At 57.7% G+C, this 26,395-nt stretch carries 29 protein-coding genes; 15 read left to right on the top strand and 14 right to left on the bottom strand.

Annotated elements, in window-relative coordinates; translation table 11 throughout:
• Positions 1-15: 15 nt before the first annotated feature.
• Positions 16-294, bottom strand: a complete 279-nt coding sequence (locus ACZ5Q2_RS17800) for an Rdx family protein (RefSeq protein WP_432210621.1) — start codon at positions 292-294, stop codon at positions 16-18.
• Between the two features lie 98 nt (positions 295-392).
• Between ACZ5Q2_RS17800 and ACZ5Q2_RS17795 the strand changes: the two genes are divergently transcribed.
• The 3 genes from ACZ5Q2_RS17795 (at position 393) to ACZ5Q2_RS17785 (ending at position 2,496) form a co-directional block, all read left to right on the top strand.
• On the top strand, positions 393-1,625 hold the full coding sequence (locus ACZ5Q2_RS17795; protein WP_432210622.1) for an RNA polymerase sigma factor: 1,233 nt from the start codon (positions 393-395) through the stop codon (positions 1,623-1,625).
• 142 nt (positions 1,626-1,767) lie between these two features.
• The gene (locus ACZ5Q2_RS17790) at positions 1,768-2,127 is read left to right on the top strand and encodes a YciI family protein (protein WP_374787264.1); all 360 of its coding nucleotides are present in this window, start codon (positions 1,768-1,770) and stop codon (positions 2,125-2,127) included.
• 15 nt (positions 2,128-2,142) lie between these two features.
• The gene (locus tag ACZ5Q2_RS17785; RefSeq protein WP_061333341.1) at positions 2,143-2,496 is read left to right on the top strand and encodes a DUF1428 domain-containing protein; all 354 of its coding nucleotides are present in this window, start codon (positions 2,143-2,145) and stop codon (positions 2,494-2,496) included.
• A gap of 25 nt (positions 2,497-2,521) precedes the next feature.
• Here the strand turns inward: ACZ5Q2_RS17785 and ACZ5Q2_RS17780 are convergent, their stop codons facing one another.
• The gene (locus tag ACZ5Q2_RS17780) at positions 2,522-4,708 is read right to left on the bottom strand and encodes an OsmC domain/YcaO domain-containing protein (protein WP_072677830.1); all 2,187 of its coding nucleotides are present in this window, start codon (positions 4,706-4,708) and stop codon (positions 2,522-2,524) included.
• A gap of 24 nt (positions 4,709-4,732) precedes the next feature.
• On the opposite strand from ACZ5Q2_RS17780, the gene ACZ5Q2_RS17775 reads away from it, so the two are divergent.
• Positions 4,733-4,960 (top strand): hypothetical protein, encoded by a 228-nt coding sequence (locus ACZ5Q2_RS17775; protein ID WP_072677829.1) that lies wholly within the window; start codon positions 4,733-4,735, stop codon positions 4,958-4,960.
• On the opposite strand, the gene ACZ5Q2_RS17770 is transcribed toward ACZ5Q2_RS17775, so the two are convergent.
• Entirely contained in the window at positions 4,957-5,790 is an 834-nt protein-coding gene (locus ACZ5Q2_RS17770) for a M90 family metallopeptidase (RefSeq protein WP_374787265.1), read from the bottom strand. The genes ACZ5Q2_RS17775 and ACZ5Q2_RS17770 overlap by 4 nt on opposite strands.
• A gap of 87 nt (positions 5,791-5,877) precedes the next feature.
• Between ACZ5Q2_RS17770 and ACZ5Q2_RS17765 the strand changes: the two genes are divergently transcribed.
• Complete coding sequence (locus ACZ5Q2_RS17765) at positions 5,878-6,198, top strand: antibiotic biosynthesis monooxygenase family protein (protein ID WP_374787266.1); 321 nt, start codon at positions 5,878-5,880, stop codon at positions 6,196-6,198.
• On the opposite strand, the gene ACZ5Q2_RS17760 is transcribed toward ACZ5Q2_RS17765, so the two are convergent.
• Positions 6,199-7,170, bottom strand: coding sequence for a ribonuclease Z (locus ACZ5Q2_RS17760; RefSeq protein ID WP_152439593.1), 972 nt, complete (start codon positions 7,168-7,170; stop codon positions 6,199-6,201).
• A gap of 71 nt (positions 7,171-7,241) precedes the next feature.
• Between ACZ5Q2_RS17760 and ACZ5Q2_RS17755 the strand changes: the two genes are divergently transcribed.
• Genes ACZ5Q2_RS17755 through ACZ5Q2_RS17745 form a run of 3 tightly spaced genes read left to right on the top strand, consistent with a single transcriptional unit; the run spans position 7,242 to position 9,093 of the window.
• Entirely contained in the window at positions 7,242-7,613 is a 372-nt protein-coding gene (locus ACZ5Q2_RS17755; RefSeq protein WP_058090609.1) for a YidH family protein, read from the top strand.
• A 37-nt stretch (positions 7,614-7,650) separates the two neighbouring features.
• Positions 7,651-8,505, top strand: a complete 855-nt coding sequence (locus ACZ5Q2_RS17750; protein WP_072677826.1) for a crotonase/enoyl-CoA hydratase family protein — start codon at positions 7,651-7,653, stop codon at positions 8,503-8,505.
• 3 nt (positions 8,506-8,508) lie between these two features.
• The gene (locus ACZ5Q2_RS17745; protein WP_152437537.1) at positions 8,509-9,093 is read left to right on the top strand and encodes a CPBP family intramembrane glutamic endopeptidase; all 585 of its coding nucleotides are present in this window, start codon (positions 8,509-8,511) and stop codon (positions 9,091-9,093) included.
• Here ACZ5Q2_RS17745 and ACZ5Q2_RS17740 read toward each other — a convergent pair.
• Positions 9,083-9,982 (bottom strand): LysR family transcriptional regulator ArgP, encoded by a 900-nt coding sequence (locus tag ACZ5Q2_RS17740; RefSeq protein WP_072677825.1) that lies wholly within the window; start codon positions 9,980-9,982, stop codon positions 9,083-9,085. The two genes, ACZ5Q2_RS17745 and ACZ5Q2_RS17740, sit on opposite strands and share 11 nt — an antisense overlap.
• Before the next feature lie 88 nt (positions 9,983-10,070).
• Between ACZ5Q2_RS17740 and ACZ5Q2_RS17735 the strand changes: the two genes are divergently transcribed.
• From ACZ5Q2_RS17735 to ACZ5Q2_RS17725, 3 genes are all read left to right on the top strand, one after another.
• A complete protein-coding gene (locus ACZ5Q2_RS17735) occupies positions 10,071-10,676 on the top strand; it encodes a LysE/ArgO family amino acid transporter (protein ID WP_072677824.1) in 606 nt (201 codons plus the stop codon).
• 93 nt (positions 10,677-10,769) lie between these two features.
• Positions 10,770-11,252 carry a DUF4442 domain-containing protein gene (locus ACZ5Q2_RS17730; protein ID WP_072677823.1) on the top strand — a complete coding sequence of 161 codons (483 nt, stop codon included), beginning with the start codon at positions 10,770-10,772 and terminating at the stop codon, positions 11,250-11,252.
• 98 nt (positions 11,253-11,350) lie between these two features.
• A complete protein-coding gene (locus ACZ5Q2_RS17725) occupies positions 11,351-13,642 on the top strand; it encodes a putative bifunctional diguanylate cyclase/phosphodiesterase (RefSeq protein WP_432210623.1) in 2,292 nt (763 codons plus the stop codon).
• A 7-nt stretch (positions 13,643-13,649) separates the two neighbouring features.
• On the opposite strand, the gene ACZ5Q2_RS17720 is transcribed toward ACZ5Q2_RS17725, so the two are convergent.
• The gene (locus ACZ5Q2_RS17720) at positions 13,650-14,705 is read right to left on the bottom strand and encodes an alpha/beta hydrolase (RefSeq protein WP_432210624.1); all 1,056 of its coding nucleotides are present in this window, start codon (positions 14,703-14,705) and stop codon (positions 13,650-13,652) included.
• 85 nt (positions 14,706-14,790) lie between these two features.
• Here ACZ5Q2_RS17720 and ACZ5Q2_RS17715 point away from each other — a divergent pair, with 85 nt between their 5' ends.
• The 3 genes from ACZ5Q2_RS17715 to ACZ5Q2_RS17705 all read left to right on the top strand — a co-directional run bounded on the left by ACZ5Q2_RS17715 (position 14,791) and on the right by ACZ5Q2_RS17705 (position 16,862).
• The gene (locus ACZ5Q2_RS17715; protein ID WP_061333332.1) at positions 14,791-15,105 is read left to right on the top strand and encodes a putative signal transducing protein; all 315 of its coding nucleotides are present in this window, start codon (positions 14,791-14,793) and stop codon (positions 15,103-15,105) included.
• Between the two features lie 92 nt (positions 15,106-15,197).
• A complete protein-coding gene (locus ACZ5Q2_RS17710) occupies positions 15,198-16,199 on the top strand; it encodes a CobW family GTP-binding protein (RefSeq protein WP_061333331.1) in 1,002 nt (333 codons plus the stop codon).
• A gap of 3 nt (positions 16,200-16,202) precedes the next feature.
• On the top strand, positions 16,203-16,862 hold the full coding sequence (locus ACZ5Q2_RS17705) for a DUF2238 domain-containing protein (RefSeq protein ID WP_058090601.1): 660 nt from the start codon (positions 16,203-16,205) through the stop codon (positions 16,860-16,862).
• A 33-nt stretch (positions 16,863-16,895) separates the two neighbouring features.
• On the opposite strand, the gene ACZ5Q2_RS17700 is transcribed toward ACZ5Q2_RS17705, so the two are convergent.
• The 3 genes from ACZ5Q2_RS17700 to ACZ5Q2_RS17690 form a co-directional block, all read right to left on the bottom strand.
• Positions 16,896-17,738 carry a DUF6160 family protein gene (locus tag ACZ5Q2_RS17700; protein WP_061333330.1) on the bottom strand — a complete coding sequence of 281 codons (843 nt, stop codon included), beginning with the start codon at positions 17,736-17,738 and terminating at the stop codon, positions 16,896-16,898.
• A 102-nt stretch (positions 17,739-17,840) separates the two neighbouring features.
• Entirely contained in the window at positions 17,841-19,655 is a 1,815-nt protein-coding gene (locus ACZ5Q2_RS17695; RefSeq protein ID WP_061333329.1) for a choice-of-anchor D domain-containing protein, read from the bottom strand.
• A 248-nt stretch (positions 19,656-19,903) separates the two neighbouring features.
• Positions 19,904-20,926, bottom strand: a complete 1,023-nt coding sequence (locus ACZ5Q2_RS17690) for an AraC family transcriptional regulator (RefSeq protein WP_061333328.1) — start codon at positions 20,924-20,926, stop codon at positions 19,904-19,906.
• Positions 20,927-21,118: 192 nt separating this feature from the next.
• On the opposite strand from ACZ5Q2_RS17690, the gene ACZ5Q2_RS17685 reads away from it, so the two are divergent.
• Positions 21,119-21,778 (top strand): class I SAM-dependent methyltransferase, encoded by a 660-nt coding sequence (locus tag ACZ5Q2_RS17685; protein ID WP_061333366.1) that lies wholly within the window; start codon positions 21,119-21,121, stop codon positions 21,776-21,778.
• Here the strand turns inward: ACZ5Q2_RS17685 and ACZ5Q2_RS17680 are convergent.
• From ACZ5Q2_RS17680 to ACZ5Q2_RS17660, 5 genes are all read right to left on the bottom strand, one after another.
• A complete protein-coding gene (locus ACZ5Q2_RS17680) occupies positions 21,775-22,797 on the bottom strand; it encodes a PA2778 family cysteine peptidase (RefSeq protein ID WP_082780624.1) in 1,023 nt (340 codons plus the stop codon). The genes ACZ5Q2_RS17685 and ACZ5Q2_RS17680 overlap by 4 nt on opposite strands.
• Positions 22,794-23,153 (bottom strand): PA2779 family protein, encoded by a 360-nt coding sequence (locus tag ACZ5Q2_RS17675; protein WP_227510261.1) that lies wholly within the window; start codon positions 23,151-23,153, stop codon positions 22,794-22,796. Before ACZ5Q2_RS17675 ends, ACZ5Q2_RS17680 begins: the two co-directional genes overlap by 4 nt.
• Positions 23,154-23,288: 135 nt before the next feature.
• Entirely contained in the window at positions 23,289-24,761 is a 1,473-nt protein-coding gene (locus tag ACZ5Q2_RS17670) for a phospholipase D family protein (RefSeq protein ID WP_230713605.1), read from the bottom strand.
• A gap of 11 nt (positions 24,762-24,772) precedes the next feature.
• Positions 24,773-25,516 (bottom strand): glutamine amidotransferase, encoded by a 744-nt coding sequence (locus ACZ5Q2_RS17665; RefSeq protein WP_061333326.1) that lies wholly within the window; start codon positions 25,514-25,516, stop codon positions 24,773-24,775.
• 15 nt (positions 25,517-25,531) lie between these two features.
• Positions 25,532-26,260 (bottom strand): YebC/PmpR family DNA-binding transcriptional regulator, encoded by a 729-nt coding sequence (locus ACZ5Q2_RS17660; protein ID WP_058091693.1) that lies wholly within the window; start codon positions 26,258-26,260, stop codon positions 25,532-25,534.
• Positions 26,261-26,395 lie beyond the last annotated feature (135 nt).

Here is a 26,395-nt window from a genome sequence, read left to right as displayed (position 1 = left end):
CCTCCCTGGCCTGAATTACGCTGGTTTGTCTGAATGCCCGAGGGAGTGCTCCGGCGCTATCTGATCCCGCACCAATTGCTTCAATTGCTTGATGTCCGGGAAACCTCCCTGTTCCTTGCGGGACCAGATACGGGTGTCGTTTACCCAGACTTCGAAGATGCCGCCGGTGCCGGGTTTCAGGGTAAGTTCGTCGACCATGCCGTCGAAGGTGGTGAGGAGTTCCTGGGCCATCCAGGAGGATCTCAGCATCCAGTTACAGCCGGTGCAGTAATGTAGGGTGATTCGCGTTGCCATTTGTTAATGCTTCCTGCATGGAAAAATCTATGTGCCATGCTATCAAATGATGTGTGGTGTTTCCTTCGCTCAAGGCAATGGACGGCAGTGTGTAATCAATGTCATCAGACTATCCGGCAATCGGCCAACTATACCATCAGCATTCCCGGCAGGTGCTGGCTACCCTTATTCGTTTGTTAGGCGACTTTGAACTGGCCGAGGAAGCCATGCAGGAGGCGTTTGCCGCTGCTGTGCGCCAGTGGCCTGAAGAAGGGCATCCGGATAATCCGGTTGCCTGGCTGATCCGGGCCGGCCATCACAAGGGCATTGATCATATCCGCCGGGGTCAGACCGCCAGGCGCTATTCGCATCTGATGGCGGTAGACGAAGAAAACTCTGAAGCTGCCGCTCCAGAGGGTATCGAAGACGACCAGCTTCGGTTGCTGTTTATCTGTTGCCACCCGGCGTTATCGTTGAATGCACGAGTTGCGCTAACCCTCCGGGAAATGTGCGGCCTGACCACAGAGCAGGTAGCCAGCGCCCTTCTGCAAAAGCCGGCCACCCTGGCCCAGCGGATTGTACGAGCCAAGAAGAAGATCCGTGAGGCGGGGATTCCCTACGAGGTGCCGGTACCGAGGCAGCTTTCCGAGCGCTTGCCCGGGGTGCTTCGGGTCATTTACCTGGTGTTTAACGAGGGCTATTCCCGGAGCGATGGGGATTCGCTGGTGGATGTGAGCCTGTCGGGCGAGGCCATTCGGCTGGCTGAGGTGCTGGCAAGATTGCTTCCCGAGGGTGAAGTGTTCGGCCTGTTGTCACTGATGCTACTGCACGATTCCCGCCGAAGCGCCCGTGAGGACGAGCAGGGCGATCTGATTACGCTCGAGGATCAGGACCGTTCAAGGTGGGACCAGAAGCAGATCGAACTCGGGCTGAAGTGGCTGGAGCAGGCACTGGCGAGAACGCCGGCCTCTCCGTATACCCTGCAGGCATCCATAGCGGCGGTGCACGCCCAGGCTCGCCGGGCGGAAGACACGGATTGGCGGCGAATTGCCCGGTTATACGATGCCCTGTATCGCCAACACCCATCGCCGGTAATAGCACTTAACCACGCTGTGGCCGTTGCCATGCGGGATGAGCCGGAAGCCGGACTGGCGCTCCTGGATGGCTTGCTGGGCAACAAGGAAATCCTGACCTACCACCTGTTCCATGCGGCCCGTGCCGACCTGTTGCGCAGAGCCGGTGATTTCGAATCTGCGATCGTTGCCTACCAGCGTGCCCTGGAACTTGCGACTCAGGGGCCGGAGCGCCGTTTTCTGAAGCGACGGCTTCAATCCCTTTCTGGCGGTGTTTGAAAAAATATTCCCGACCTGTCGATTTCCGGGGTGTTGGCTCGACTAAACAGTAGAACACCCCCCGCAGGAGACGTTTATCGCGCAAAGCGGGCGAACCCAGTTCAAACCAGATCCTGCCCCACTGGCAGAAGGAGGGTAATCCATGAAATACGTTGCTCTGGTGTATTACCAGGAGAGCATTATCAACGCCATGACCGATCAGCAGTGGCATGACCTGAACCAGGAGTGTGTGGCCGGAGTAGAGCGGCTGACCGAACAGGGAAACTACGTCACCGGCCAGCCCCTGCAGCCAACCGACACGGCAACCACCGTGCAGGTTCGCAATGGTGACGTGTTGATATCCGACGGCCCGTTTGCCGAAACCAAAGAGCAGCTGGCCGGGTTTTACCTGCTCGAGGCCAGAGACCTGAACGAAGCCCTGCACCTGGCCAGCCGGATTCCACCGGCACGCTTCGGCAGCATTGAAGTGCGGCCGGTACGGGAGCTGCCACCGAAGGACTGAATCAGGAGAAAGATTATGAGCTATATCGATGGATTTGTGGCCGCCGTGCCAACTGCAAACAAACAGAAGTACATCCAGCACGCCAGCGATGCCGCAGCGGTGTTCAAGGAATACGGCGCTACCAAAATGGTGGAGTGTTGGGGGGATGACGTGCCAGACGGCAAGGTCACGTCGTTTCCCATGGCGGTGAAGTGCCAGCCTGAGGAAACGGTGGTGTTCTCGTGGATTGAATGGCCGTCCCGCGCAGTGAGGGACAAGGCCATGCCCAGAATCATGGACGATCCGCGCCTGCAGCCGGATGTGAACCCTATGCCGTTTGATGGCAAGCGGCTGATCTACGGCGGCTTTGAAGCGGTGGTGCTGGAGTAGCGGCGCCTGCTGGCACCGCCTGTGGTCAGAGCCCCGCTTTGCGGGCCCTGGCCGCGTGCAGCTTCTTGTAGCTTTCGATCATCTTCAGGTGCCGGTCCAGACCGCGCAGGTCCATGCCGGTTTCTTCCAGGCCATAGAAGCGGACCGTGCCGTTAATCGAGCCCACTACGGCATCCATTACCTCGTCACCAAACATACGGCGGAAGTTGTAGAGGTAGTCGTCCAGCGCCAGTTCTTCATTCAGCGTCGCTTCCAGGGCTGCGTTCATGGCCTGGTAGAACAGGCCCCGTTCTACGGTGTTGTCGTTAAACTGCAGGAACATGTCCACCAGCTCCTGGGCCTCTTCCAGCTCGCCCAGCGCCAGGTAGATGAGCAGTTTCAGCTCCAGAATGGTGAGTTGGCCCCACACGGTGTTTTCATCGAATTCGATGCCGGTGAGGGTGACGATGGTCATGTACACGTCCAGCTCGGCCTCTTCCAGGCGTTGCACCAGATCGGCCAGTTCGTCTTCATCCAAACGGTGCAGGTTGAGGATGTCCTCCCGAAATGCCAGCGCCATGTTGGTGTTGTCCCACACCAGGTCTTCCACCGGATACACTTCGGAATAGCCCGGCACCAGGATTCGACAGACCGGCGCGCCGAGGTCCTCGAACACGGCCATGTAGCATTCCTTACCCATGTCCGCGAGGATGCCGAACAGGGTATTGGCCTCTTCTTCGTTGGTGCCGGAGAAATCCCATTCGACAAAATCGTAGTCGGATTTGGCGCTGAAGAAACGCCAGGACACCACGCCACTGGAATCGATAAAGTGCTCAACGTAGTTGTTGGGCTCGGTCACCGCCATGGAGTTGAAGGTGGGTGCCGGCAGGTCGTTCAGGCCTTCAAAGCTGCGGCCCTGCAGAAGTTCGGTCAGGCTCCGCTCCAGTGCTACGTGGAAGCTTGGGTGCGCGCCGAAGGAGGCAAATACACCGCCGGTTTTCGGGTTCATCAGGGTCACGCACATCACCGGGAACTGACCACCCAGAGAGGCATCTTTCACCAGTACCGGGAAGCCCTGTTCTTCCAGGGCTTTGATGCCCTCAACGATCTCCGGGTACTTGGCCAGCACACTCTCGGGCACGTCCGGCAGGGCGATTTCGTTTTCGATGATTTCTTTCTTCACCGCCCGCTCGAAGATTTCCGACAGGCACTGTACCTGGGCTTCCTGCAGGGTGTTGCCGGCGCTCATGCCGTTGCTCAGGTACAGGTTTTCGATCAGGTTGGAGGGAAAATATACCGTTTCTCCGTCTGACTGGCGCACATAGGGAATGCTGCAGATACCGCGCTCCGGCGTGCCCGAGTTGGTGTCGAACAGGTGGGTGCCCAGCAGTTCGCCGTCCGGGTTGAAAATCTCCAGGCAGTAGTCATCCAGGATGCCCTCGGGCAGCTCGCCTTCCGGGCCGGGCTGGAACCATTTCTCGTTCGGGTAATGCACGAACTCGCTGTTGGCGATGTCCTGGCCGAAATACTGATCGTTGTAGAAGAAGTTGCAGTTCAGCCGTTCAATGAACTCGCCCAGGGCCGAGCACAGGGCGGCCTCCTTGGTGGCGCCCTTGCCGTTGGTGAAGCACATGTGGGCGGCGGTATCACGCACGTGCAGGGACCACACGTGGGGCACAATGTTGCGCCAGGAGGCAATTTCGATTTTCATACCCAGGTCTGCCAATATGCCGCTCATGTTGGCAATAGTGGTTTCCAGGGGCAGGTCTTTGCCTTCGATGTAGGTGCTGGAGTCGGTGCCCGGTGCAGCGGTGAGCAGGGCCTGAGCGTCTTCGTCCAGGTTTTCGACCACTTCAATCTGGAAGTCCGGGCCGGTTTGCACCACCTTTTTGACCGTGCAGCGGTCGATGGAGCGGATGATGCCCTGGCGGTCCTTGTCGGAGATGTCTTCCGGCAGCTCTACCTGGATCTTGAAAATCTGCTTGTAGCGGTTTTCCGGGTCTACAATGTTGTTTTGCGACAGGCGGATGTTATCTGTGGGAATATCCCGGGCGTTGCAGTAAACCTTTACAAAGTAGGCTGCGCACATGGCGGACGAGGCCAGGAAATAATCGAAGGGGCCGGGTGCCGAGCCATCGCCCTTGTAGCGGACGGGCTGGTCTGAGACGACGGTGAAATCGTCGAATTTGGCCTCAAGCCTCAGGTTGTCGAGATAATTGACTTTGATTTCCATGGGCAGCTTACCGGATTCAGAAATATGAGCAGTTTACGCGGAATAGACGAGGTAATCCCCGATGCGCGGGATGGTCTCACAAAAACCGAAAGGACGATACTTTACGTCCTCAGTGAAACCCAGAAGGAGCTGGGTGGCCGCAATGTGCCTACGGTGATGCTCTACGGCCGGGTGCTGGAATACGTGAACATCAGCGAGCAGGAGCTGCACCTGTATCTGGACCGGCTTGGGGTCAAGGGTGATGGCCGTTAAGGGCGGTGGCTACTGAAGTCACGCGGGTCCAGCCGGTAATAGCCGCACAACGCTTTGTAAACATCCGGCTGAGCTTCGAGCAGGTGTTCGGGCTGTTGAAAGAAGGTTTCGGTCAGTACCGCAAAGAATTCTGCCGGTTCGGTGGCGCCGTAGGGGTCTAGCCAGGGCTTGTGATGGTGTGCCAGGCGGTGTTGCAGGTGGTCCCAGGCCTTGGTCATGGTTTCCTGCCAGTTCCGGGCCTGCTCGCCATAAAGCGGGGGTGCGCCATCGGCGGTGCCGTCCAGGTAGTCCAGCTGGTGGGCGAATTCGTGAAGGATCACGTTATGGGGGCTGTGTGGCTCTTCGATGGCGCTTTCGCACTCGCTCCAGGCCAGTACCACCTGACCACGGGAAGACGCCTCACCCGCACGGACCTGGTCACTGTGGCTTACCACCAGGCCGTCACTCTCAGTACCCTGGGCCCGGTAGACGTCCGGATACACCAGAATACTCTGCACTTCATCGTAGTCTGAAAACGGCCGTTCCAGAATCAGCAGGCAGGCATGGCCAGCAATGGTTACGCGTACTCTGTCGTCTACCTCAAAGCCATCGCAGCCGTAATAGTCCTTCTCTGAGACAAACAGCTGCACCAGGCGCTCAAGCCGCTTCCTTTGCTGCGGTGCCAACCGTTTGTAGGCGGGCACCTGCTTTTTAAGATAGCTGCGCCAAGGTTTGGGGAAGGGCTGCTGCAGTTCCCGCTTTCGCCGCCAACTGCGGTAGAAAAACAGATAGAACAATGATCCGGAGATCAGAAGCGTGGCAAAGATGGCAAATACAACCGCTGTGGACATTCAGGTTCCCATTACCATGGCTGGTGGTTGTGTTTGTGGTGATCATACCTGATTCTGTGGGCAACAGTGGTCTGACCGGGAGTCATAATGAAGTACATTTTTGAGGTTACGGTTAAAGAGGGCTGTAAAGCCGAGGATTATGCGGATGCCTGGGTAAGAGCCAGCGAGCTGATCCAGCAGGCGCCGGGCGCGCGGGGCACTGAACTGCACCGCAAGATCGGCGAGCCGAACAAGCTGATTGCCATCGCCAGTTGGGACAGCAAGGCAGACCGGGATGCCATGGACGCAACCAAGGACCCCCGGATTATGGACATCATCAAAAGTGCGGCGCCGTTTGTGGAGATCCGGCCTTTGGGTGAATTTGAAGACCCGGAATGGGTGGTGATGCCGCCCGGGGACAACGGGTAATCAATGGCCATCGAGCTTGTTCAGCTTCAGGTCTTTTTCCAACCGGTATGTATCAAAATCTTTGGCCAGAAACAGGTGGCCTCTGTAGTGCTGTAACGCCTCCGCTGCCAATTGATTAATATGGGGCGTGCCACCAGGTACCGACTGGTAGCGTGAGCTGAAATGAGTCAGCACCAGGTTAGGCAGTTTCGCGCTCTGGGCGAATCGGGCTACCTGTTGGGCTGAGCTGTGTTGGGGCCAGGGGCCAACCCGGTCGGCCACGTCCTGTGTATAAGTGGCTTCGTGGATGAGTACATGAGTGCCTTGGCTGGCCTCTTTAAGAAGCTCCGGTGTGTCGTTATCGCCACCCACAATGATGCGCCGGGCGGTTCTGGGTATGTGCGTGTAGTCATCGCTCCGCAACAACCGGCCGTCATCCAGCAACACGTCTTTGCCCTTCTGCAGATCGCCCCAGGCCGGGCCGGCCTCTATGCGGTCCGCCGCCAGTTTCTCCTGCTTTAGCTGGCGCTCCAGGTTTCTTTCGGTAAAGACATAGGCCCGGCAGGCCACGCGGTGGGAGAGCGCCACGTTGGTAACGCCCATATGGTCATCTTGCCAGTAGAAATCCGGCGCCTCGGAGTTGATGAAGTTCAGCGGGTAGCTCAGGCTCGAATCACTGTTTTCGATCACGGCATCAATAAAGCGGCGCACCTGTGGCGGCGCAATGATATCCAATGGTTCTGTGCGGCCGAGCATGGAGGCACTGGTGAGCAGACCGGGCAGGCCGAAAATGTGGTCGCCATGGATGTGAGTGATGAAAATGGCGCGTAGCTGCATCACCGAATACCGGGTGCGCATCAGTTGGTGCTGGGTACCCTCACCGCAGTCGATCAGGTACCAGGGTTTCGGGCCGGAGCGGCTCAGGGCCAGCCCGGTGACATTGCGTGACCGGGTTGGTGTTCCGGCGGATGTGCCCAGGAAAGTAAATTCCATCATGCCTCGTTTCGCGGTAATGTGCCCCCTGATGATACGAAACCTTTTGCCGAGAGGATACGTGCCGCACCATGTCCGACCTGAAAGACCCCCGGGTACTGTTCGCCGCAGAGCGCACTCTACTGGCCTGGAACCGCACCAGCCTTGGGCTGACAGCCTTCGGCTTTCTGGTAGAACGGGCGGGTTTGCTGCTGGCGGCATTAGCTCCGGAGACGGGCAACAGCATGAACCTGGTGGCCATGTATTGGTTGGGAATGCTGTTCATTCTGCTGGGTGCCGCAACAGCGTTTTACGCCACCCGCCAGTTTGCAGCGGTGTTGAAAACCCTGAGCCCGGAAGAATTTCCCAATGGCTATAACGCCCGCTGGGGAATGACCATCAACCTGATCGTGGCGTTCCTCAGCCTGGCACTGGCAGCCGCCCTGTTTGTCAGTCAGTACTAACACAATCCAAGAACGACAGAATCAAAGGAGTCACACCTTGTCTGAACTAGCGAACTACGAAAGCTTCGATATCGAAGTAAAAGACCAGATTGCCCACGTGCAGTTCAGCCGCCCGGAAGCCCTGAACACCATGAACAAGGCATTCTGGCTGGAGCTGCCCCGCTGCGTGCAGGACATCGAAGCCAATACCGATGCCCGAGTGATTGTGATTTCCTCCACCGGCAAACACTTTTCCGCCGGTATGGATCTGGGCGTATTCTCCGATCCCAAATCTGTGCCCATGAGCGGTGATCCGGGCCGGATGGCGGAGAACCTCCGCCGGGTGGTGCTGCAGCTGCAGGATACCCTCACGTCTCTGGAGAGAGTGCGTTTGCCGGTGTTGGCAGCGGTTCATGGCGGCTGCATTGGCGGTGCCCTGGATCTGGTGTGTGCGGCCGACAGCCGTTACTGCACCGCGGATGCCTATTTCACCATCAAGGAAACCGAGCTGGGCATGACCGCCGATGTGGGCACCCTGCAGCGCCTGCCCAAGCTGATGCCCGAGGGCGTAGTGCGGGAACTGGCCTACACCGGGCGCAAGTTCGGGGCAGAGGAAGCTCACCGCCTTGGTTTCGTGAACACGGTATACGAATCTCAGGAAGCGATGCAGGAAGGTGTCATGGCCATTGCGGCACAGATTGCGGCCAATTCGCCCCTGGCGGTGACCGGTTGCAAGGAAATGATCAACTTCAGCCGCGATCACAGTGTGGAAGACAGCCTCAAGTACATGGCTACCTGGCAGTCTGGCATGTTTCGCCCCACTGACATGATGAAATCCTTCCAGGCCAAAGCTCAGAAACAGGCCCCTTCCTACGATGACCTGTTCCCGGTCAAGGATCTGTTCTCTAACTGATCCATGCCTGACCGCCGGAGCTCTTCAATCTCAACATCGGCCGCCCTGTTGTTTCAGGGCGGCATTGGTGTGGTTGGCCTTCTGGCCATCTGGCTGTTTGGTATTCCGATACTGTCGGGCGGCCTGAGCCTTGCCGGGGCGGTTTTGTCTGGCGTGATTGGTGCTGCTGTTACCTATCTTTCGTTGCTGTTGCTGACCCAGAACTCCTGGTTGTTCCCCGATGACCTCAGCAGCCAGATGCAAGCGCTCTATGATTTTGTCTCCGGTTATCGATGGCCGGTGTTGCTGGCATTGGCTGTGCTCGCTGGCGTCGGTGAAGAACTTCTGTTCAGGGGCGCGATACAGGGCTGGTTACTGCAATACACGGGGCCCTGGACGGCGGTACTGGCGGCCTCGGTGCTGTTCGGCCTGGTGCACTATGTGTCATTCACTTACTTTCTGGTTGCCACTGGCCTGGGCCTGGTGTTGGGGACTGCTTACCAGCTCAGCGGCAGTCTTGAGCTGGTGATGGTGTGGCATGCGGTTTATGACATGTTGGCGATATACTGCCTGCTGAGGTATCCGCACTGGTTTGGTGTCAGGGCCTGACCTGCGTGTGAGGACTTTTCTCAAGTAATCGGTTGTTGGTAAGTGCCTGAGTCAGGCGTTCCAGAGCTTCTCCGCTATGGCGCCAGAAATGCCAGTAGAGTGGCACCTCCAGTGATTGCCCCGGGGCGAGACTGACCAGCTCTCCAGATTTCAGCTCCCGGGTTGCCTGTATCTCCGGGATCATGCCGTATCCCAGGCCCGCGCAGGCGAGCTTCACGAAACCCTCCGATGACGGGCAAAGGTGATGGGGGAAGGCGCCATCGTATCCACATTGCGCAAGAAAACGGTGCTGGAGCAGGTCGTCTGGCCCGAAGACAATTGCCGGGGCTTGTTTCAGGCTTTGAGGATTGATGCCGTCCGGAAAATAACGGCGGGCATAGTCGGGCGTTGCCAGGGCGAGATAATGCATTGTGCCCAGCGCAACGCATCGAGCGCCGGCAAGGGGTTGTGGGCTACTGCAAAGGCAGGCTGCGACATCGCCTTCCCGCATCCGCCGCAGGCCAATATCCTGATCTTCAATCACCAGATCCAGTAACAGTTCGTCATCCCTGCATACGTTGCCGATGACCTCCGCCCACCAGGTCGCCAGGCTGTCCGCGTTCAACGCAATGCGTAATCGGCTGGCTCGCTCGGTCAAAGCTGGCAAAGTTCTGGCCAGGTCTCTTTCCAGTAGTTGTACCTGTTGAACGTGATTGAGCAGCCGCCGGCCGGCGGGGGTTGGCGCGAGCGTGGGACTGCGAACCAGCACCGGTTGGCCCAGTCTGATCTCCAGTGTACGAATGCGCTGGGAAACGGCGGACTGAGTGAGCCCCAGGGTGTCCCCGGCACGTTCAAATCCGCCGCATTCAACCACGGTTGCCAGTGCTTCCAGCAGCTTGTAATCGATCATAAGTAAAATTAATTCACTATTAGCAGGATGAATTTAAAGTATATAGGTTTGCGGTTAGTCTGGCCCCTCAATCTTCGGAGGAACGGGCGTGCTTGAAAGTTATCTGACCGGCTTGCTGGTGTGTGGCGGTATTATTGTCGCAATTGGTGCACAGAATGCCTATGTGCTGAGCCAGGCGATTCGTCGTGAGCATCATTGGTGGTCTGCGGGTGTGTGCATGACGTCCGATATCCTGCTGTTCACCCTCGGCATGTTTGGCGTAACGGCGGCCTTGATGGCCATGCCAGAGGCACTTGAGGTTTTGCGCTGGCTTGGTGTTGTATTCCTGGGCTGGTTGGCGATTCAGGCGTTCGTGCGGGCCGGACGGGGCAGGGCCGCGCTTGAAGCTGGGGCAGAGGCCCGAAGAGGTCTGAAAGGAGTGCTGTTGACTACTCTGGCGGTCACCCTGCTCAACCCTCAGGTTTACCTGGATACCTTATTGTTGATCCCGGCCGTAGGCGCCCAGCAATCCAGTGCGCCCGGCTTTGTTGCGGGGGCAAGCAGCGCCTCGGTGATCTGGTTTGGTGGGCTGGCCTGGCTGGGCTCTTCGCTGGCCCCTGTGCTCTCCCGACCCGGCGCCTGGCGGGTTATCGATGGTGTTATCGGTTTGATGATGCTCGCCATCGCTCTGCAACTGGCGTTCGCTGGTCTGTAAATTTCAAACGATCGTATGAATTCTTGTTGAAACTTGTGTCGGCCTGGAACAACATAGCAGGCTATATATTCACCCGCTTTCTCAGGAATTCCTATGAACGCTGCTGTTCGCCGCTGGTTTGCCAGTGCCGGCGCTATGCGCCGTATGATGAGTACGTTTGCGCCATACCTTGGCGCGGGCGTCAAAGTCACGAAGATTGCTGATGACTTTTCGTCCGCAACCGTCGAAATGCGCCAGCACTGGTACAACACCAATTACGTCGGCACACACTTCGGCGGTTCCCTATACAGCATGGTAGACCCCATGTACATGCTGTTGCTGATGCGGCGTCTGGGCAACGACTATGTAGTCTGGGACAAAGCCGCCAGTATCGACTTTATCCGCCCTGGCAAGGGTCGCGTGCAGGCCCGGTTTGAGCTGACCGACGATCGGCTTGAGGAAATCCGCAACGCCACAGCCAGCGGCGACAAATACTTGCCGGAATGGACAGTGGATATCGTGGATGACAGCGGTGAGATTGTTGCGCGAGTTCACAAAATTCTCTATGTCCGAAAGAAACATCGACCGGTTACCTGATCGGCCGGGGGCGGTGCTCGCGAAGTCTGTTTTTCTGCCTATACTCACGTCAGTAACAGAGGAATAGCTTTAACAACAACCACTCTGGCGGAGTTAATTTGGGAATCTTCAAGCGCAATCTTTGGATGTTGTTCTGGCTGGTTGTTGCTGTTGGTGTGCTTGTCCTGGCGTTTATCCTGACCAGTATCTGGCAATCCACACTGCGTGCCCAGGAAGCTCACCATCAGTCCCGCGTTCAACTGATCAGTCAATCTGCCATCAACGTGTTACGTACCCAGGAGTTGATTCTGGACGTAGCCGCCGCTGAGCTTGTGCGCCAGGATCTTGTCAACGCCACTCCAGAGGTGTTGCCTTTTCTCGACAATATCATGGAGGCCAGCCCGGCGCTCGCAGGTTTCGGTATGGCCTTGCCGGATGGGCAATTGGTGAAAGTGACATCCACTGTGGATGTCAGCCTGATGCCGAATCTGTTGGAGCAGGAGGAATCCCGGGACGGCTTCCAGCGGGCTATGGAGTCTGATCGGTTGGTGGTGGGCCGCACCTACTATTTGCCGGCGGTCGGTGCCTGGATTATTCCTGCCCGTAAAGCCATAAGGGATGCCAGCGGCGAAGTGATTGCGGTGATGTCTGCCGGCATTCGGGCTGATGGCGAAAAAGGAGTATTCGGGAGCAATCTGCACACCGGAGCGGACGACTCTGTGATGATCTTCCGGGAGCACGATGGCTATTTACAGTTTATGTCCAGCGAGGGCGTCACGCCAGATATGTACGCCCACATCCAGCGGACACCGGAACAGCGTGAAGAAGACAGGCAAAGCCTGATTGCCGCCAATGATGCTTCTGTTGAGGAACTGAAAGTAAGCCCGGAACCCAGTATCTACTACAGCAGAAGAGACGGTGATACGTTCATTGGTGGTGCCTGGTATTCCCCGGACTATGAGCTTTGGATTGTTTCAGAATCCAATATTCGTTCGGTCTGGGGTGCCTTTCTGGATCGTGCCCTGGTTTTGTTGGCGGTGTTTGTCGCCTTGTTTCTCCTGCTCTTCTATCTCGTGCGTCAGATCGAGCGTGCAGAGAAAAAACGCCGCTCTGCCCTGATGTATCAATCTCGTCATGATGACCTGACGTCGTTACTCAACCGGGTAGGCATGATTGACCAGATCCAGCAGCTTGTGAATCGCGACGAGGGCTTTGGCGTTGTCTTGCTCGACATCGATAATTTTCGAGGTATCAATGATCGGTTCGGGCAGGAACACGGCGACAAGGTACTGAGCGAGTTCGCCCGGTGTTTAGGTGAGCTGACCAGTGAACAATACGGCGCGTCGCGACTTGGCGGTGATGAGTTCGCAGTGATCAGCCGTATCCGTGAGCCTGAAAAGCTGCTGGCGTTCTGTAGCGATCTGCTGCGAGGGCTGGCCCGCCATATGGCCACCGGACCGCTGGGGCTCCAATTGGGCGCCAGTGTGGGGGCTGCTGCGTTTCCTGACCACGGAGATTCATTCAACAGCGTTATTCGAAGTGCCCACCTGGCGCTATACCAGGCCAAGAGGACCCGCAACGATGTGTGCCTGTACCGGAACGAATTTGAGGCAGGCTATTTGCGGCGCGTACACATTGAACAGCGACTTCGTGGGGCCATTCACCAGGGAAGGATATTTATGGCGTACCAGCCGCAGCTGGACGCCTGTGGCCGGGTAGTGGGCGTTGAGGCGCTGGCCCGATGGGATGATGAAGAGCTCGGGTATGTGCCACCCAATGAATTTGTTGAAGTGGCAGAATCCTGTGGCTTGATGGTGGAGCTCGGCAACTACGTGTTGGGCCGGAGTCTCTCAGACTTCCGGACGATTCTTGACCAGGCGCGAATGCCATTGGAGCTGTCGGTGAACATCTCCGCCATGCAGTTTATGCAGTCAGGCTTTGCCGAACTGGTGTTGTCTGAATTGCAAAAGCATGGCGTGCACCCCCATTACCTGACCCTGGAAATCACCGAAACGGTTTTCATGGCAGGTTTTGACCAGGTCATCCCCGTGCTGGAACACCTTCGGCGCGAAGGCATCAGTTTGTCCATGGACGATTTCGGTACCGGTTATTCGTCCCTGAGCCTGTTGCGCAAGCTGCCGATTGATGAACTGAAAATCGACAAGAGCTTTGTGGATAACATCATTGATGACGAGCCCGCCCGAAATATGGTCGAGAGCATCATTGCCATTGGCAAGAATCATCGCATGCGGCTGGTTGCCGAGGGGGTGGAAGAGCAAGCCCAGTTTTCAACGCTGGTAGCGATGGGGTGCGGCCGCTTCCAGGGTTACCTGTTCAGCCGTCCGGTGCCGGCGAGCAACGTGGCTTCCGTGGTCCGTCAGTGCAATGACAAGGCTATGCCCTCCGTCTGAGCCAACCTCAGGCGTGTTGTTTCTCCGCCTGGCTCAGAAACTCCCCGATGTCTTCAAAGGCTTGTTCCGCTTCCGGCAACAGGGGGGAGAAGATGTGCCATACATGGACCATGTTCTGCCATGTGTGAAGTTGTACCGGTGAGCCTTCGGCCCGGGCTTTGGCGGCATATCGGGTCGCGTTGTCCAGCAGCATCTCCGTGCTGCTGGCGTGAATCAGCGTGGGCGGCAAGTCGTTAAGGTTTCCGCGCAGGGGCGACGCCACGGGATTGGTGGGGGAAATTCGAAACGCCGCCAGGGTACCCCACCAGAGTACCGGTAGCGGAATCTTCGACAAGCCCCCGAAAACCGGCCCAAGTAAGGGATCGGTACGGATATTTTCCCGGTTGCTGGGGGCGGTCAGGGTGAGGTCTGTGGACGGTGACAGGGCAATAGCGGCATCGGCCTGGCGCAACCCGTTATCCCGAATCCAGGCCAGCAGAGACAGGGTATGGCTACCGCCGGCAGAATCGCCCGCTACTACCATGAACGCCGCCTTCTCTTCGCCAGCCGGGCCGTGGTTCAGCAGCCAGGTATAGGCCTGGCGGCAGTCGCGAATGCCGTCCATAAAACGGTGTTCCGGCATCAATCGGTAATCCAATGCAAACACCGCCGCATTGGCCAGTTGCGAGAACCGGTCGGTAATGGCGCGATGACTGCGGGGGCTTCCTGCGGCCCAGGCGCCACCGTGAATGTAGAGCACCCGGCGGCGGGTATCGGCACCGGGTGCAATCACCCATTCGCCCCGGGGGTGCTCGCTATGGCGAATCTCGGATTTAACCTCCACACCTTCACCGAGACTGTCCAGATGGTTCCTGAGTGCAATCAGGCGGGCTTTGCCCTTCAGGCCACGGGACGCTCGCCCCATATCTTTGATGCGTTCCATCACCTCGTCGTGGGCGGGGTTCGGAGCCACTTCCCGCACCGCCCAGTCACCGCCATCGTAATGGGAAAGGTCATGCACCCGGAACAGCAAGAAGGTTGAGAGAACGATGAGCGCAACGACAGCGAGCAGAATCCAGAGCATGGGTTTTCCTTTTGGGGCCCTGTGAAAAGGGAACTATGCTGAAACTATATTCGTACCATGGCCAAGCATACAGAGGAAAGTCATCTTGCAAATAGCCTATCGGGCCCGGGATATCACCGAGGCACACATTGTTGCCGGCATGTTGGAGGCCAATGGCATCGACGCCTATGTGGGCGGGCACTACCTGCAGGGTGCGATGGGGGAGATTGGTGCTGCCGGATTCAGCAATGTTCATGTGGACGATGATGATGTTTACCGGGCCAGAGTTCTGATTGACGAGTACGAATCCGACCGGGTGGTAGCGGCCTCGCAACGCGACGAGCAGGACAAGCCGGATCATTATGCTCGCTGGTTTATTGTTGTAATCGTTGCTTTGGCCTGGCTTCTATGGCGATTCTGAGCTGATCGGATGGTTTGGCTTTTGTTGTTGCGCCCCCACTGGTAATGGGTGCCTCATTTTTGTTATGTTGTAACGCTTTTGAGGCCGCACTCATGTCTGATCCCGTCCGCCCTGTTCCTACCAATCTGATCCTTGGTTTTCTTGGTGTAGGCAAAACCACCGCCATCCTTGATTTGCTCCGGCAAAAGCCGGAAGGCGAGGTTTGGGCGGTTTTGGTGAACGAGTTTGGTGAGGTTGGGATCGACGGCGCCATCCTGGAGACCGAGGGAGCCGTGGTACGGGAAATTCCCGGCGGCTGCATGTGTTGTGTTGCCGGCCTGCCCATGCAGATTGGCCTTAACCAGCTGATTGCCCGGGCGAAGCCCGACCGGCTGTTGATCGAACCCACCGGTCTTGGCCATCCCTCCCAGATTCTGGATACCCTGACGGGCGAGTATTATCAGGACGTCTTGAAACTGGGCCCGGTGATCACCCTGGTCGACCCCCGTAAACTGGAAGACCCCAGGGTGCAGGACAACGTTCAGTTCCGGGACCAGGTGGCGGCGGCGGATATATTGGTCGCGAACAAGACGGACTTGTGCACAGACAACCAGGTGCACGCATTTGATCAATGGGCGGCCCGGCTTGCACCGGAGGGCCGTCCGGTGTATCACACCAACCATGGCCACCTTTCGGTTGCCTTGCTTGATGGCACGGCCGCGTTACCCGAGGTGTCTGAGCCTCATGCGCACCATCACCACCATGGCAAGATCGCGGATAGCCCGCCACCGTCAGTTGATGAGAACCCATGGCAATGGGTCACTAACCGGGGGCAAGGGCACAATAGTATAGGCTGGCGGATTCATCCTGAGTTGATGCTGGACGAAAATGCGATACTGGCGATGGCCATGGATGACCGGTTGCTGCGCTTCAAGGCCGTTATTCATACCCGGGATGGCTGGCGCGTTGTAAACGTTGTGGACGGCGCTGTTACCATCCTGCCGGGCGAGCCCAGGGAGCTTTCCCGGGTGGAATTGATTTCAGCCGAGGCACTGGATGCCTCGGAAATGGACCAGCTGCTGCGGGCCGCAGCCGGGCTGACCGACCAGGATTAAGGTATGAGAATTCGGATTACTCACCAGAGAATCACCCTGTTTCTGCAATCCATTCTGTTGCTTGAGGCGGTGCTTGCGATCTGGGGGCAGCGCTGGTTTACCGCTTTCCTGACCAGCATGATCATTGTGATCACGCTGTTCCCGATACTGTTTGAGCGGCGGTTCCGGATTCACATTCCCCCGGAACTGCAGTTGGCGGCCATTGGGTTCGTGTTCGCGTCACTGTTCCTTGGGGAGATTCACGACTACTACAACCGGTTCTGGTGGTGGGACATGGCGCTGCATACCATGTCTGGCTTCCTGCTGGGGATTCTCGGTTTCTTGCTGGTTCACATCATGAACGAGACCGAAAAGATTCACGTTCACATGAAGCCCGGGTTTGTAGCGTTCTTTGCCTTTATGTTCGCGCTGGGCGTTGGTGCCCTGTGGGAGATCTTCGAGTTTGCCATGGACAGCCTGTTTGGCATGAACATGCAGAAGCCAATGCTGGGCGATCCCTCGGGGCTGACCGATACCATGTGGGACCTGATCGTTGACGCGCTGGGCGCGCTGATTATTTCGATCCTTGGCTGGCGATACCTGAAGAACCCTGAGCGGAACTCGTTCCTGGAGCGCTGGATTGATTCGTTTATCGAGCGTAATCCACGCTTTTTCAGGAAGTGAGGGAAAGCCCGGCAAGCGCCGGGCTTTTGGGTTTTAATGGCCGTAGATGCGCATGGTGGTGTCTTGAACCACCAGGTTGTCCATCATCACCGAGCCGATAGAGGTGCCGCCCACCAGCACCTGGTCAATCGACATGTCCGCCGCGAAGGTGTTCAGGTCGATGGCCAGGGCGTCGCCGGCGCCACCCAGGCGGGTACCCTTGTACACGTCCATATCAATGGTGGCTCCAAGAGTCAGAACGCCCGGGTTCGCAGCGGAGCCATCGAGCCGGGTGCCCATGTAGTCAGCGCCAGTCATCTTCAGGCCGCGGATGCCCAGGGCCAGGAAGTCGAAATCAACGTTGAGCTCGGAGATGCCTACCTGGGTATTCAGGTTGAGGGTGTCGGTGGCGGTATCAACGCGGATGCCAACCTTGGTGAAGGCACCCACCATGTTGAAGTTGCTGGCCAGCAAGGTCGAATCGGTATGACCCTCCAGCGTCCAGTCACCGGTGCTGATACCGAAATCGATCGGCGCCGCGGTGATCGGGAAGATGTTGATCAGTGCGTCACCGTCATCCGCGATGTCGATATCGATCTTGATGTTGTCGATCAAATCACTGGTCTGACCGAACAGGGCGTCGCGGAAATCGGTGATCTCCTCGAACAGATCTGTACGGTTGGCGCCACCAATCTTGATGTCTTTGATGGACAGTGAGCCTTCATCGGTGTACCGGAATTCGCCGATGTCCACCCGGGTTTCCAGCTCAATGGTGACACCGGCCTGACCGGTGATGTTACCCATATGGGCGTCGTCGAGAGGCTTCAGGTCTGCTTGTGCCGCAAAAGGCAAACCAGCGATGGCCAGCACTAGCGCGGATTTTTTCAGGCTTTTCATTGTATTGTTCCTTTTTGGTTTTGTTATTCGACGTTTCCAACGACGTAGCCACAGCCGGCTATCGCCAGCTGTGGCTGTGTTATCCGGCTACGCCGGATTTCCTTACTGTTCCGGGGTCAACTCCAGTTCAATGGTGTTGCCGGAACCGGTGAGGAACTGGTTGAGCAGACCAGTCAGCAGTCCGCAGTTCTCCAGCGGTGGCAGATCGTAGACACCGTTGACGGTGCCGCCGGTCGCTGGCGAGAAGTTGGAGCCTTCAACCGAAGCGAGGTCGATGCTGACGGGCTCGCGTGTCATACACTCGGAACCCCCTCCAACCCGAAGCGGCAGGCCGAGAATCTTGATAGCCACCTTGGGCACTTTCACGTACAGCTGTGAGTTGGCGGTGAGCTTGCCGTTGATCAGCGTGCCGGTGGTGACGTCTGCCTGTTCAAATTCAACATTGGCTGAGGCATTCAGCCTGCTGAAAAGCAGTTTGATGGAGAAGTTGCCATAGGTTGGGTCCAGCTCCAGGTCGGCCTCGAAGGTGCCCGTCGCCAGATCCAGCAGGGTGGCAATGGAACCGTTCAGGGGCAGGGTGCCGCCCGAGGACTTAATGAAGGTAGAGCCTTCCAGGCCGAGTAGCAGCTCAAGTTCTGAACCGGTTTGCTCAAAGGCCTCAGCGGAGACAGGAACGCTGACTTCCGGTGTTTCCGGGTCGTCTGAACGGATCACCAGGTTGGCGTTGCTGATGCCCACCGCGTTGGCGGTATAGCTCAACTCAACGGTACAGCTTTCGTTGGCGGCAATGGTTGTGCAGTTGTTGGTTTGAACAAAGTCTGCAGCGCCGGCACCTTCAAGTGCAATGCTGTCAATCAGCAGGACTTCGTTACCGCTGTTGCTGATGGTCACTTCCGCCGATGCGCTCTGGCCCAGCTGGATTCGGCCCAGGTCAATAGCGTCTGGATTAACGCCGATTTCCGGTGTCGGGGCCAGTACACCACGGCCGGTCAGCGCCACATCAACCGCAGGGTTGTCGGCATCGGTCGACTCGATGGTGAGGGTTGCATTGCGAGTGCCTTCGGTGCTTGGAGCGAAGGTCACGTTCACGTCACAGGATTCACTCGGAGCCAGGCTTGCGCAGTTGTTGGTCTGCAGGAAGGCGTCGGCATCGGTGCCGCTGATGACAACGTTGTTAATGCCCAGCGCGGCATTACCGGTGTTGGAAACGGTGACGGTTTGCTCTGCCGTCAAACCCGCTTGCACGTTTCCGAAGGCCAGGTCTTCCCGGTTTACGCCAATACGCGGCGTTTCGGACACCTCACCGCTAACCAGAATGGTTTGCAGCAGGTTGTCCTGATCCGGAAGTTGCACGCAGTCGGTGAGAATCTCGCCGATGGGGGCCGGCGCAATATCGCCATTCGGGGTGCGGGCTGTCAGGTCAAGGGTAAGCCCGCCAACGCGAATCTCAGCCTCGCCGATATCGTCTTCGGTAAAGAGCACTTCAGGTGCCAGGCCTGAGGCTGGAACATCGAATTCGCCGCTTACGTTAGGAATGAATGTGGGCGGAATTGTCAGTTCGACAATCTGTTCCAGACTGCGATTGGCGGTTACCACGGTGTTGAAGCTGGTTGCAATGCCTTCGACCGTTTCCGAACCAACCAGCTTGAGCCCGGTGCGGGCGTCGTCGTTCACTACGGTAATGGCGGTGACTTCAAACTGCGGGGTGGGCTCACCAACGTTGGCCACTGTGGGAATGTCTGCGCTGATCTGGGCGCGGATGGGTTGGGTTCCGATCAGGGGGAACGGGCATTCGAATGCCAGTTCAATGGATACCGGCTCTGCGGCTACGTTGCTTGCACCACCGGCCATCAAGGCCGCTGCCGCAACGGCCGGGCCGAGCTTGCGGACACTCGTATTGAGGTTCCTGAGTTTCATGAGTTCGTCCTCTGTCTATCTGTAGTTGTTGTAGTCGGGTTGCAGACAACACCGATGACGGACAGCTCAATCGGACTTGCAAAGATCCCTTTGCCACACGTGCGGGGCACGCATGAGTGCAGGGTCATTTAACGGTCTTGGGGCGGCGTGGGTCATTGCTTGCCCCGGCAGGGTTTTTGTCCAAAACGGAGAAGAGGGGAGGGATTGCCTAAAGCGTGAACAGCATCAACCTAATAGCTGAACCCTGTTCACTTTTTTTTGCGTGCCTTGCGACGAACGTCGCCGGGCGTATGGCCGGTCCATGACCGATAGGCTTTGGTGAAGCCGGCCTGATCACTAAAGCCCAGTTTTTCAGCAATGGATTCCAGTGGCACATTGGTGTCTTTCAGGTACAGCGTGGCAAAGCTTTCCCGGATGTCGTTTCTCAGTTCGCGGAACGAGGTGCCTGCGCTGGCCAGGTGTTGCCTGAGCGTCCTCGGGCTGATGTCCAGGCGCCGGGCAATGTTTTCAGTGGTGCAGGGGCGGCCGGGCTGGCTCATGATCAGTTCCCGGACCTGCATGACCGTCTCGTCGGCCTCCAGGGTTTGCTGTTTACGGTCGTGGCGGGTGCGGGCCACCAGGAATTCCAGGCTGGCGTCGTCTTTTCGGATCGGTAGTCCATTGAGTGGCATGGTGACCTGGCTTACGTTGGCATCGAATTCAAACTCGCAGCCTGGCGCCAGCCGTTTCCAGTCCTCTTCGGGTATGGCACTGGGGAAGTCGAACTGGAAACTGAAATGGCTGCACACCTGGCTGGATACCCGGTGAATGCTACCCATGTAAATTTTGGTCAGGCAGGGGCGAAGGTTCCCAAGCCCCCAGGTGTCAATCAGCCGGATTCGAAAGGTAGAGCCGGTGGAAGCCAGTTCCATATCCATCAACGGCAGCCCCACCCGGAGATACTGTACGATCATGCTGATCAACCGCCGCGGATTCTCCTGGCCGAGCACCGCAAACCCCAGCAGCCCATGGCTTGGGAGATCCAGCTGCTGGCCGAACTCGAAGGCGGCTCGTTCATCGGTCATTAACCAGTCCGCTTTACCTAGCACCGCCAGAACCTGGTTCATAGACAGGCTGGCCTCAGGACTTTCGAGCATGTCTTCAGTAACGCCGGTATCCTCAAGAATGGTGTGGCGCTTTACGCCCCGGCTTTCCATGAACCGGATGAACCGGTAAGCATAGCGGGCCGACACAATTGGCACTTCCAGGGCAAGACTGTTCAACGTATCCATGTTTTGTCTCTGGGCCGGATTACCCCGGCGTTTCGTCATAAACCATACTGTTGTTATTATTCATGCCTTTTACAGGCTGCTTCAGGCGCCAGTATAGGCACCGTAAGGGAGTGGTTTTCCGGCAGCTGGTCACAAACTGGTTTCATGGCCGGATATGACAATGAAACTTTCGACAGGTTGGGAATTGCCAAAATGGTAGAGGGTGATGGCGGCCGGCTCCTGTGCCCGGTGTGTGATTCGGGCACTTTGCAGACGTTTCGCACGGTTATGGAGAAACGCTACCTGCGCTGCGGGCAATGCCTGGCAACGGTCATGGCGCCTGAGTGTCACCTGACGGCAGATGAGGAGCGCGCCGTATACGCGCTGCATAACAATGACACCGGGGACGCCGGCTATCGCCGGTTTCTGTCGAAGCTGTCAGAGCCCCTGTTGGCGAAGCTGGCTGATGGTGCCCGGGGGCTGGACTTCGGCTGTGGGCCAGGGCCGGCGCTTGCGGACATGATGCGGGAAGCGGGTTTTGACATGGCGCTGTACGATCCGTTCTTTCACCCTGCCGGGTCGGCTCTTGAGCAACAGTACGATTTCATCACCTGTACCGAGGTGGTAGAGCACCTTCACCACCCGGCTGAGGTGTTCAGGCAACTGGATGCACTACTAAGGCCGGAAGGCTGGCTCGGGATTATGACGTGCTTCCAGACCGACGATGATCGGTTTGATCAATGGCACTATCGGCGCGACCCAACCCACGTGGTGTTCTATCGGGAACAGACGTTCGCCTGGCTGGCTGGCCACTACGGTTGGCAGTATGAAGTGCCTCGTAAAGACGTGGTGCTGATTCGCAAACCGGGCTAGCGCTGTCTCGTGTCAGCGGGGCAATCCGGTATCGGCGGGCACGAGCTTCGGCTGCCCCCGGTTTCGCCCTTTGGCAGCTCCGGCGCCTGGCCAAAACGGTCCGGGTTCAGGTTTGCCGCGCAGGCCAGAGCCTTGCTGGCCTGCTCTGGGCAAGACCGGGCGTTCAAGGCGTAAGCCAGGTTATTCCAGCCCTCCGAGAAGCCAGGAAAGCGGTTAACGGCGCGCAGGAAGTGTGATGCCGCGCCCTCGGCGTTGCCCTGGTCGTAAGCCAGGTTGCCCTGGGCCATGATCGGTGCGGGTTGGTCTGGCCATTGCTGTTCGGCGGCCTGATAGGCTTGCTGAGCGGCCCGGGTGTGCCCGGTGCTTTCCAGATCGTGGGCCGCTCGCAGATAGGGCAGGGTTTCCGCTGTCGCTGGTAGTGAATCAGGCGGCAGAATGACCACCGCCCATCGGTCTGCCCGGTTCCAGGTGGCGTGAAACACCTTGTAGGGCATCCGGTAATGGCGCCGGGTGTCTGTGTTCAGTATCAGGACTTCCTCTTCACTGTCGTAGCCCACCACTACCGCAAAGTGCCACTGTGGCCACCAATTGAACCTCAGGTTCTGCATGATCAGAACGGGGTTGCCTGCATTCACCTCGCCAAGCACTGCCTCAAGGTTGGGCTTCAGTGGATACACCACCATGTCGTGGGAACGGGCGCCAGCGACCATTTCAACTTGCAGTGAACCCTGGCGGCCGGGCAGGTAAACCAGTTCTTTCAGGATTTCAGGGTCCGTTGCCAGGCCCTGTGTGTTCAGCATGGTTGCCAATGAGGCCGGCCCACACTGGTACTTTTCCTGAGGATAGAAAGGGACATGATCCAGCAACGCCTGGTCCAGCACCGTATCGCCTTGTGGCGCGGGGGCTGGTGTTTCTGGCCAGGGCGGTGTGCTGGCACAGCCTGCCAGCAGGATCAGCCCCAGAAGGGCTGCAAACCTGCCGGCAAGGCCGGGCTTGTTGGCGGGGGCGGAAGGTGTCAACGAATGCAATTGATGAAGGAGAACAGGTTCGTGGCACACAGCATGTCAGTGATGATGAATACCAGAAGGAACAGCACGATAACGCCAACAACGCCTTCCCCGGCGGGTGCCTCAGCCAGTTGTTGCTCGAAGTCTGCCAGTTCAGCCGGTGTCAGGTTTTGGATACGTTCGGCAACCTGAGCTTCGCTGACACCCATCTGGGCCAGTTTGTCCTGCACGTTCTGGTCTTCGAGCATGTCCAGCAGTTGTTGGCGGTCAAGGTCCGTCTGTTGCTGCTGAATCAGCTCGCCTGTGCCCACCATGCCGGCATGGGCCGAGACGGAGAAGGTGGTTGCGAACGACATCAAGATGACCATGATCAGGGAAAGCTGCTTCATGTGACGTCTCAGGCTGTTCATATCAGACTCCTTGGTTCTTGGGTTATCGAAAAACCTTAGATGGGAATGTGTACTGATTCAACATACAAAACGTTCACGCTTTCATGCTAAAGCTCAGAATGTGGAGAGTCCCGTGGCTTCCATAATCCGGTATTGCCAGTATTTGCGCCTGGAGTGATCGGCCCAGGCTGAATAGGGCAGACTCAGGGCCTGCTCGTTGTCTGGGCCGTGTGTCCAGTAGTCGTCAAAGAAGGCGTTGGCCTTCTGCGCGACAGGGTCATCCTGTTGCACGGCCAGCCACACGTTGGATTCCAGGTTCAGGTCATCCAGATTACGACGGGTAAAGTTGGCGGAGCCCAGCAGCAGTTCGATTTGCTCATTCTGCCCACGGTAGATGACAAGTTTGCTGTGGCACTGCTCGCCCCGGGTGTTGCACCAGCGCACCGGAATGCCGGCCTCGTGCAGCTCACGGGCAACAGGTCGGTTGGGAATGCCGTTCTTCTCGTGGCCAAAGGCATCTTTGTTGGCATCCAGCAGAAGGCGGATTTCGACGCCCCTGCGTTGCGCTTCCAGCAGCCCGTTGATGATGGGACGGTGGGAAAGATAGAACATGGCCATGTCTAACTGCTCCCCCGGCTGGCTTCGATTGATCATATCCAGAGCAGCGTCCCGGATGGCGGATTCGGTCAGAAGCTTGAGGGTGCCCTGTGAATGGTCGGGCAGCTGGCTATCTTGAGTCATCCGTTCCAGCCAGCGCTCGAGTGTGCTGCTGTCGGCACCGGACATACGGATAACCGCCTGTTCGCTTCGGATAACATCCAGAACCGCGGGGCCACTGAAGGCCAGCCCGATATTGCTGTGCCGGCTGCTGCCATTGTGGGGGTTTGCGGAGGTGACAACCGCCCGCAACCGGTCGCCTTCGTCGGCCACCAGAAGCTTCCGGTGATTGGCTTTGAAATTCGGTAGCGCCAGGTAGCTTCGGATGGTGGCGGGTTGGTTGCCAAGGGCATTGGGCAGCCAGCCACCATCCGGGTTGTTGCCCAGCCACCGGCAACACAATCGCCACAGGGATGACCACGCGGGATTGCTGTCGCGCAGCGGTTCGAGATCAGTGACAACAACCTCAATGCCAGCGGCAGACAGCGTATCAAAGTGAGGTGAGTGGGTGCCCCCGTAAAAGGTGTTCAAGGGGTCTGAAATCAGAACAATATCCATGTCTGGTTGAGCATTCTTACGCTCAAGCAAAGCCTGGGTGAGCTGCTCGGCCAGGGGGCGAAGGTGGATGTCCTCGGGGCCGGTGCTGTTGAACAGAAACATGTCCAACAAGATAAAGGTTTCGGCCTGTTCGATCAGGCGGAAGATTTCGTCGAATATCTCATGATCCAGCGTTGATTGCCCGTCACTGAAATGTCGGGTAGTGTCTGTCAGCAGTTCAGCGTCTTCCAGCGGTGCCGCATCGCCTTGATAGCGAATGCCGGGTGGAAGTGGTTTGAAAGAATGCCATAGGCCAAGGCCGATCAGGCTGAGCAGGACAACGCCGACAATGAACTTGAGGATCATGGTGGGTTCGTTCCATCGAATGGGCATGGGTGGCTGGTTCAGTGCTGCTGATTGATCACCCAATCGGCGAAAAGCCGGAGCAATTGGCTGGCCTCGGGTGCTGGCTGAACGGAACTCAGCAAAGCGTTTGCGTCCAGGCCTTCGGACTCAAGATCAGGGTATTGGACTTCCAGGTAGGCTTTCATGATCTGTTCGTCGAATTCCGGATGAAACTGAACGCCCCAGGCATTCTTGCCAACCCGGAAGGCCTGATGGGGTTCAAAGGTGGAGCGGCCCAGAAGCACAGCGCCCGGTGGCAGTTCTATTACTGACTGCTTGTGGGTCAGTTGGGCCGGGAACTGTTTCGGCAGCTGGCTGAACAGTGGGTCGTGCTGGGCGCTGTCAAACAGGGTAACCGACTGGGTACCGGTCTCCCGGCCGTCAGGGTGATAATCCACTTTGCCGCCAAGCGCGTGGGCCAATAATTGATGCCCATAACACACGCCCAGAAGCGGGACGCCCGCTTCAACCGCTTGCCGAACCCACGCTGCCGTCGTTTCACTCCAGGCCGCACGCTCGCTCACCATCGCCGGTGAACCCGTAATGACGATGCCTTGCCAGTCGCCAGGTTGCCCGGGCGGCGGTGCTTGAGTGACGTCTGCAATCGTGAGTTCTAAATGGCTGGAAAGTGCCCGCGCAAACCAGACATCAAAGTCCCCGAACTGATCCCTGATCTGAGGGTAGGTAGACCCGGTTTTCAGGATCACCACGCGGGCTTTGTGGGGTGTTTGTGTTCCAGCCATAGCCAGCTCCAACTCTTATGACTCTTCCGGGAGTTCCGCGTTGTGGAACACGTTCTGAACGTCGTCCAGATCGTTCAGCATGTCGAGGAACTTCTCGAACATCGGAATATCGTCGCCTTCCACCACGGTGGTGGTTTTGGGCAGGAACTGGATTTCGTCAACATCAAACTCGATGCCTTCAAACGCCGATTCCAGGGCCTGTTTGGCTTTGGCGTATTCGGTGTTGGGGGCAAAGACCGTGATCTTGCCATCTTCGTTTTCGATGTCGGTTACATCGACATCGGCTTCCATCAGTGCTTCCAGAACGGCCTCTTCATCCTGGCCGGAAAAGGCGAAAATGGCGCAATGGTCAAACATGTGTGCCACAACACCAGGGGTGCCGATTTTGCACTTGGTTTTGGTGAAGGCCAGGCGCACATCGCCGAAAGTGCGGTTGGGGTTGTCGGTCAGGCAGTCGACAATCACCATGCAGTTGCCGGGGCCGTAACCCTCGTAACGAGCCGGGGAGTAATCTTCGCCCGCGCCACCCTTGGCTTTGTCGATGGCTTTTTCAATCACGTGTGCGGGAACCTGGTCTTTCTTTGCCCGCTCAATGAGTCCGCGAAGCGACAGGTTGGCCTGGGGATCTGTGCCGCCAGACTTGGCGCTCATGTAGATTTCCCGGCCGTACTTGCTGTAGACCTTGGTTTTTGCCGCGGCCGTCTTGGCCATGGATTCTTTGCGGTTCTGGTAGGCTCTGCCCATCTGTGGTGCCTCTCGTGCTCTCGGTAAAAGGACGGATTTTACTCAACTAGCGGCCTCGGTGACAGCCTATTTTGCTGGCTGGTGGTTCGAAGGTACCAGTTGAATGATGCTTTGGTAGCGGCGACGTGGTGGGCA

The sequence above is a fragment of the Marinobacter alkaliphilus genome (assembly GCF_055394375.1).
Note: the sequence above shows the minus strand (reverse complement) of the source record. Positions and strands in the feature narration are given on the sequence as shown.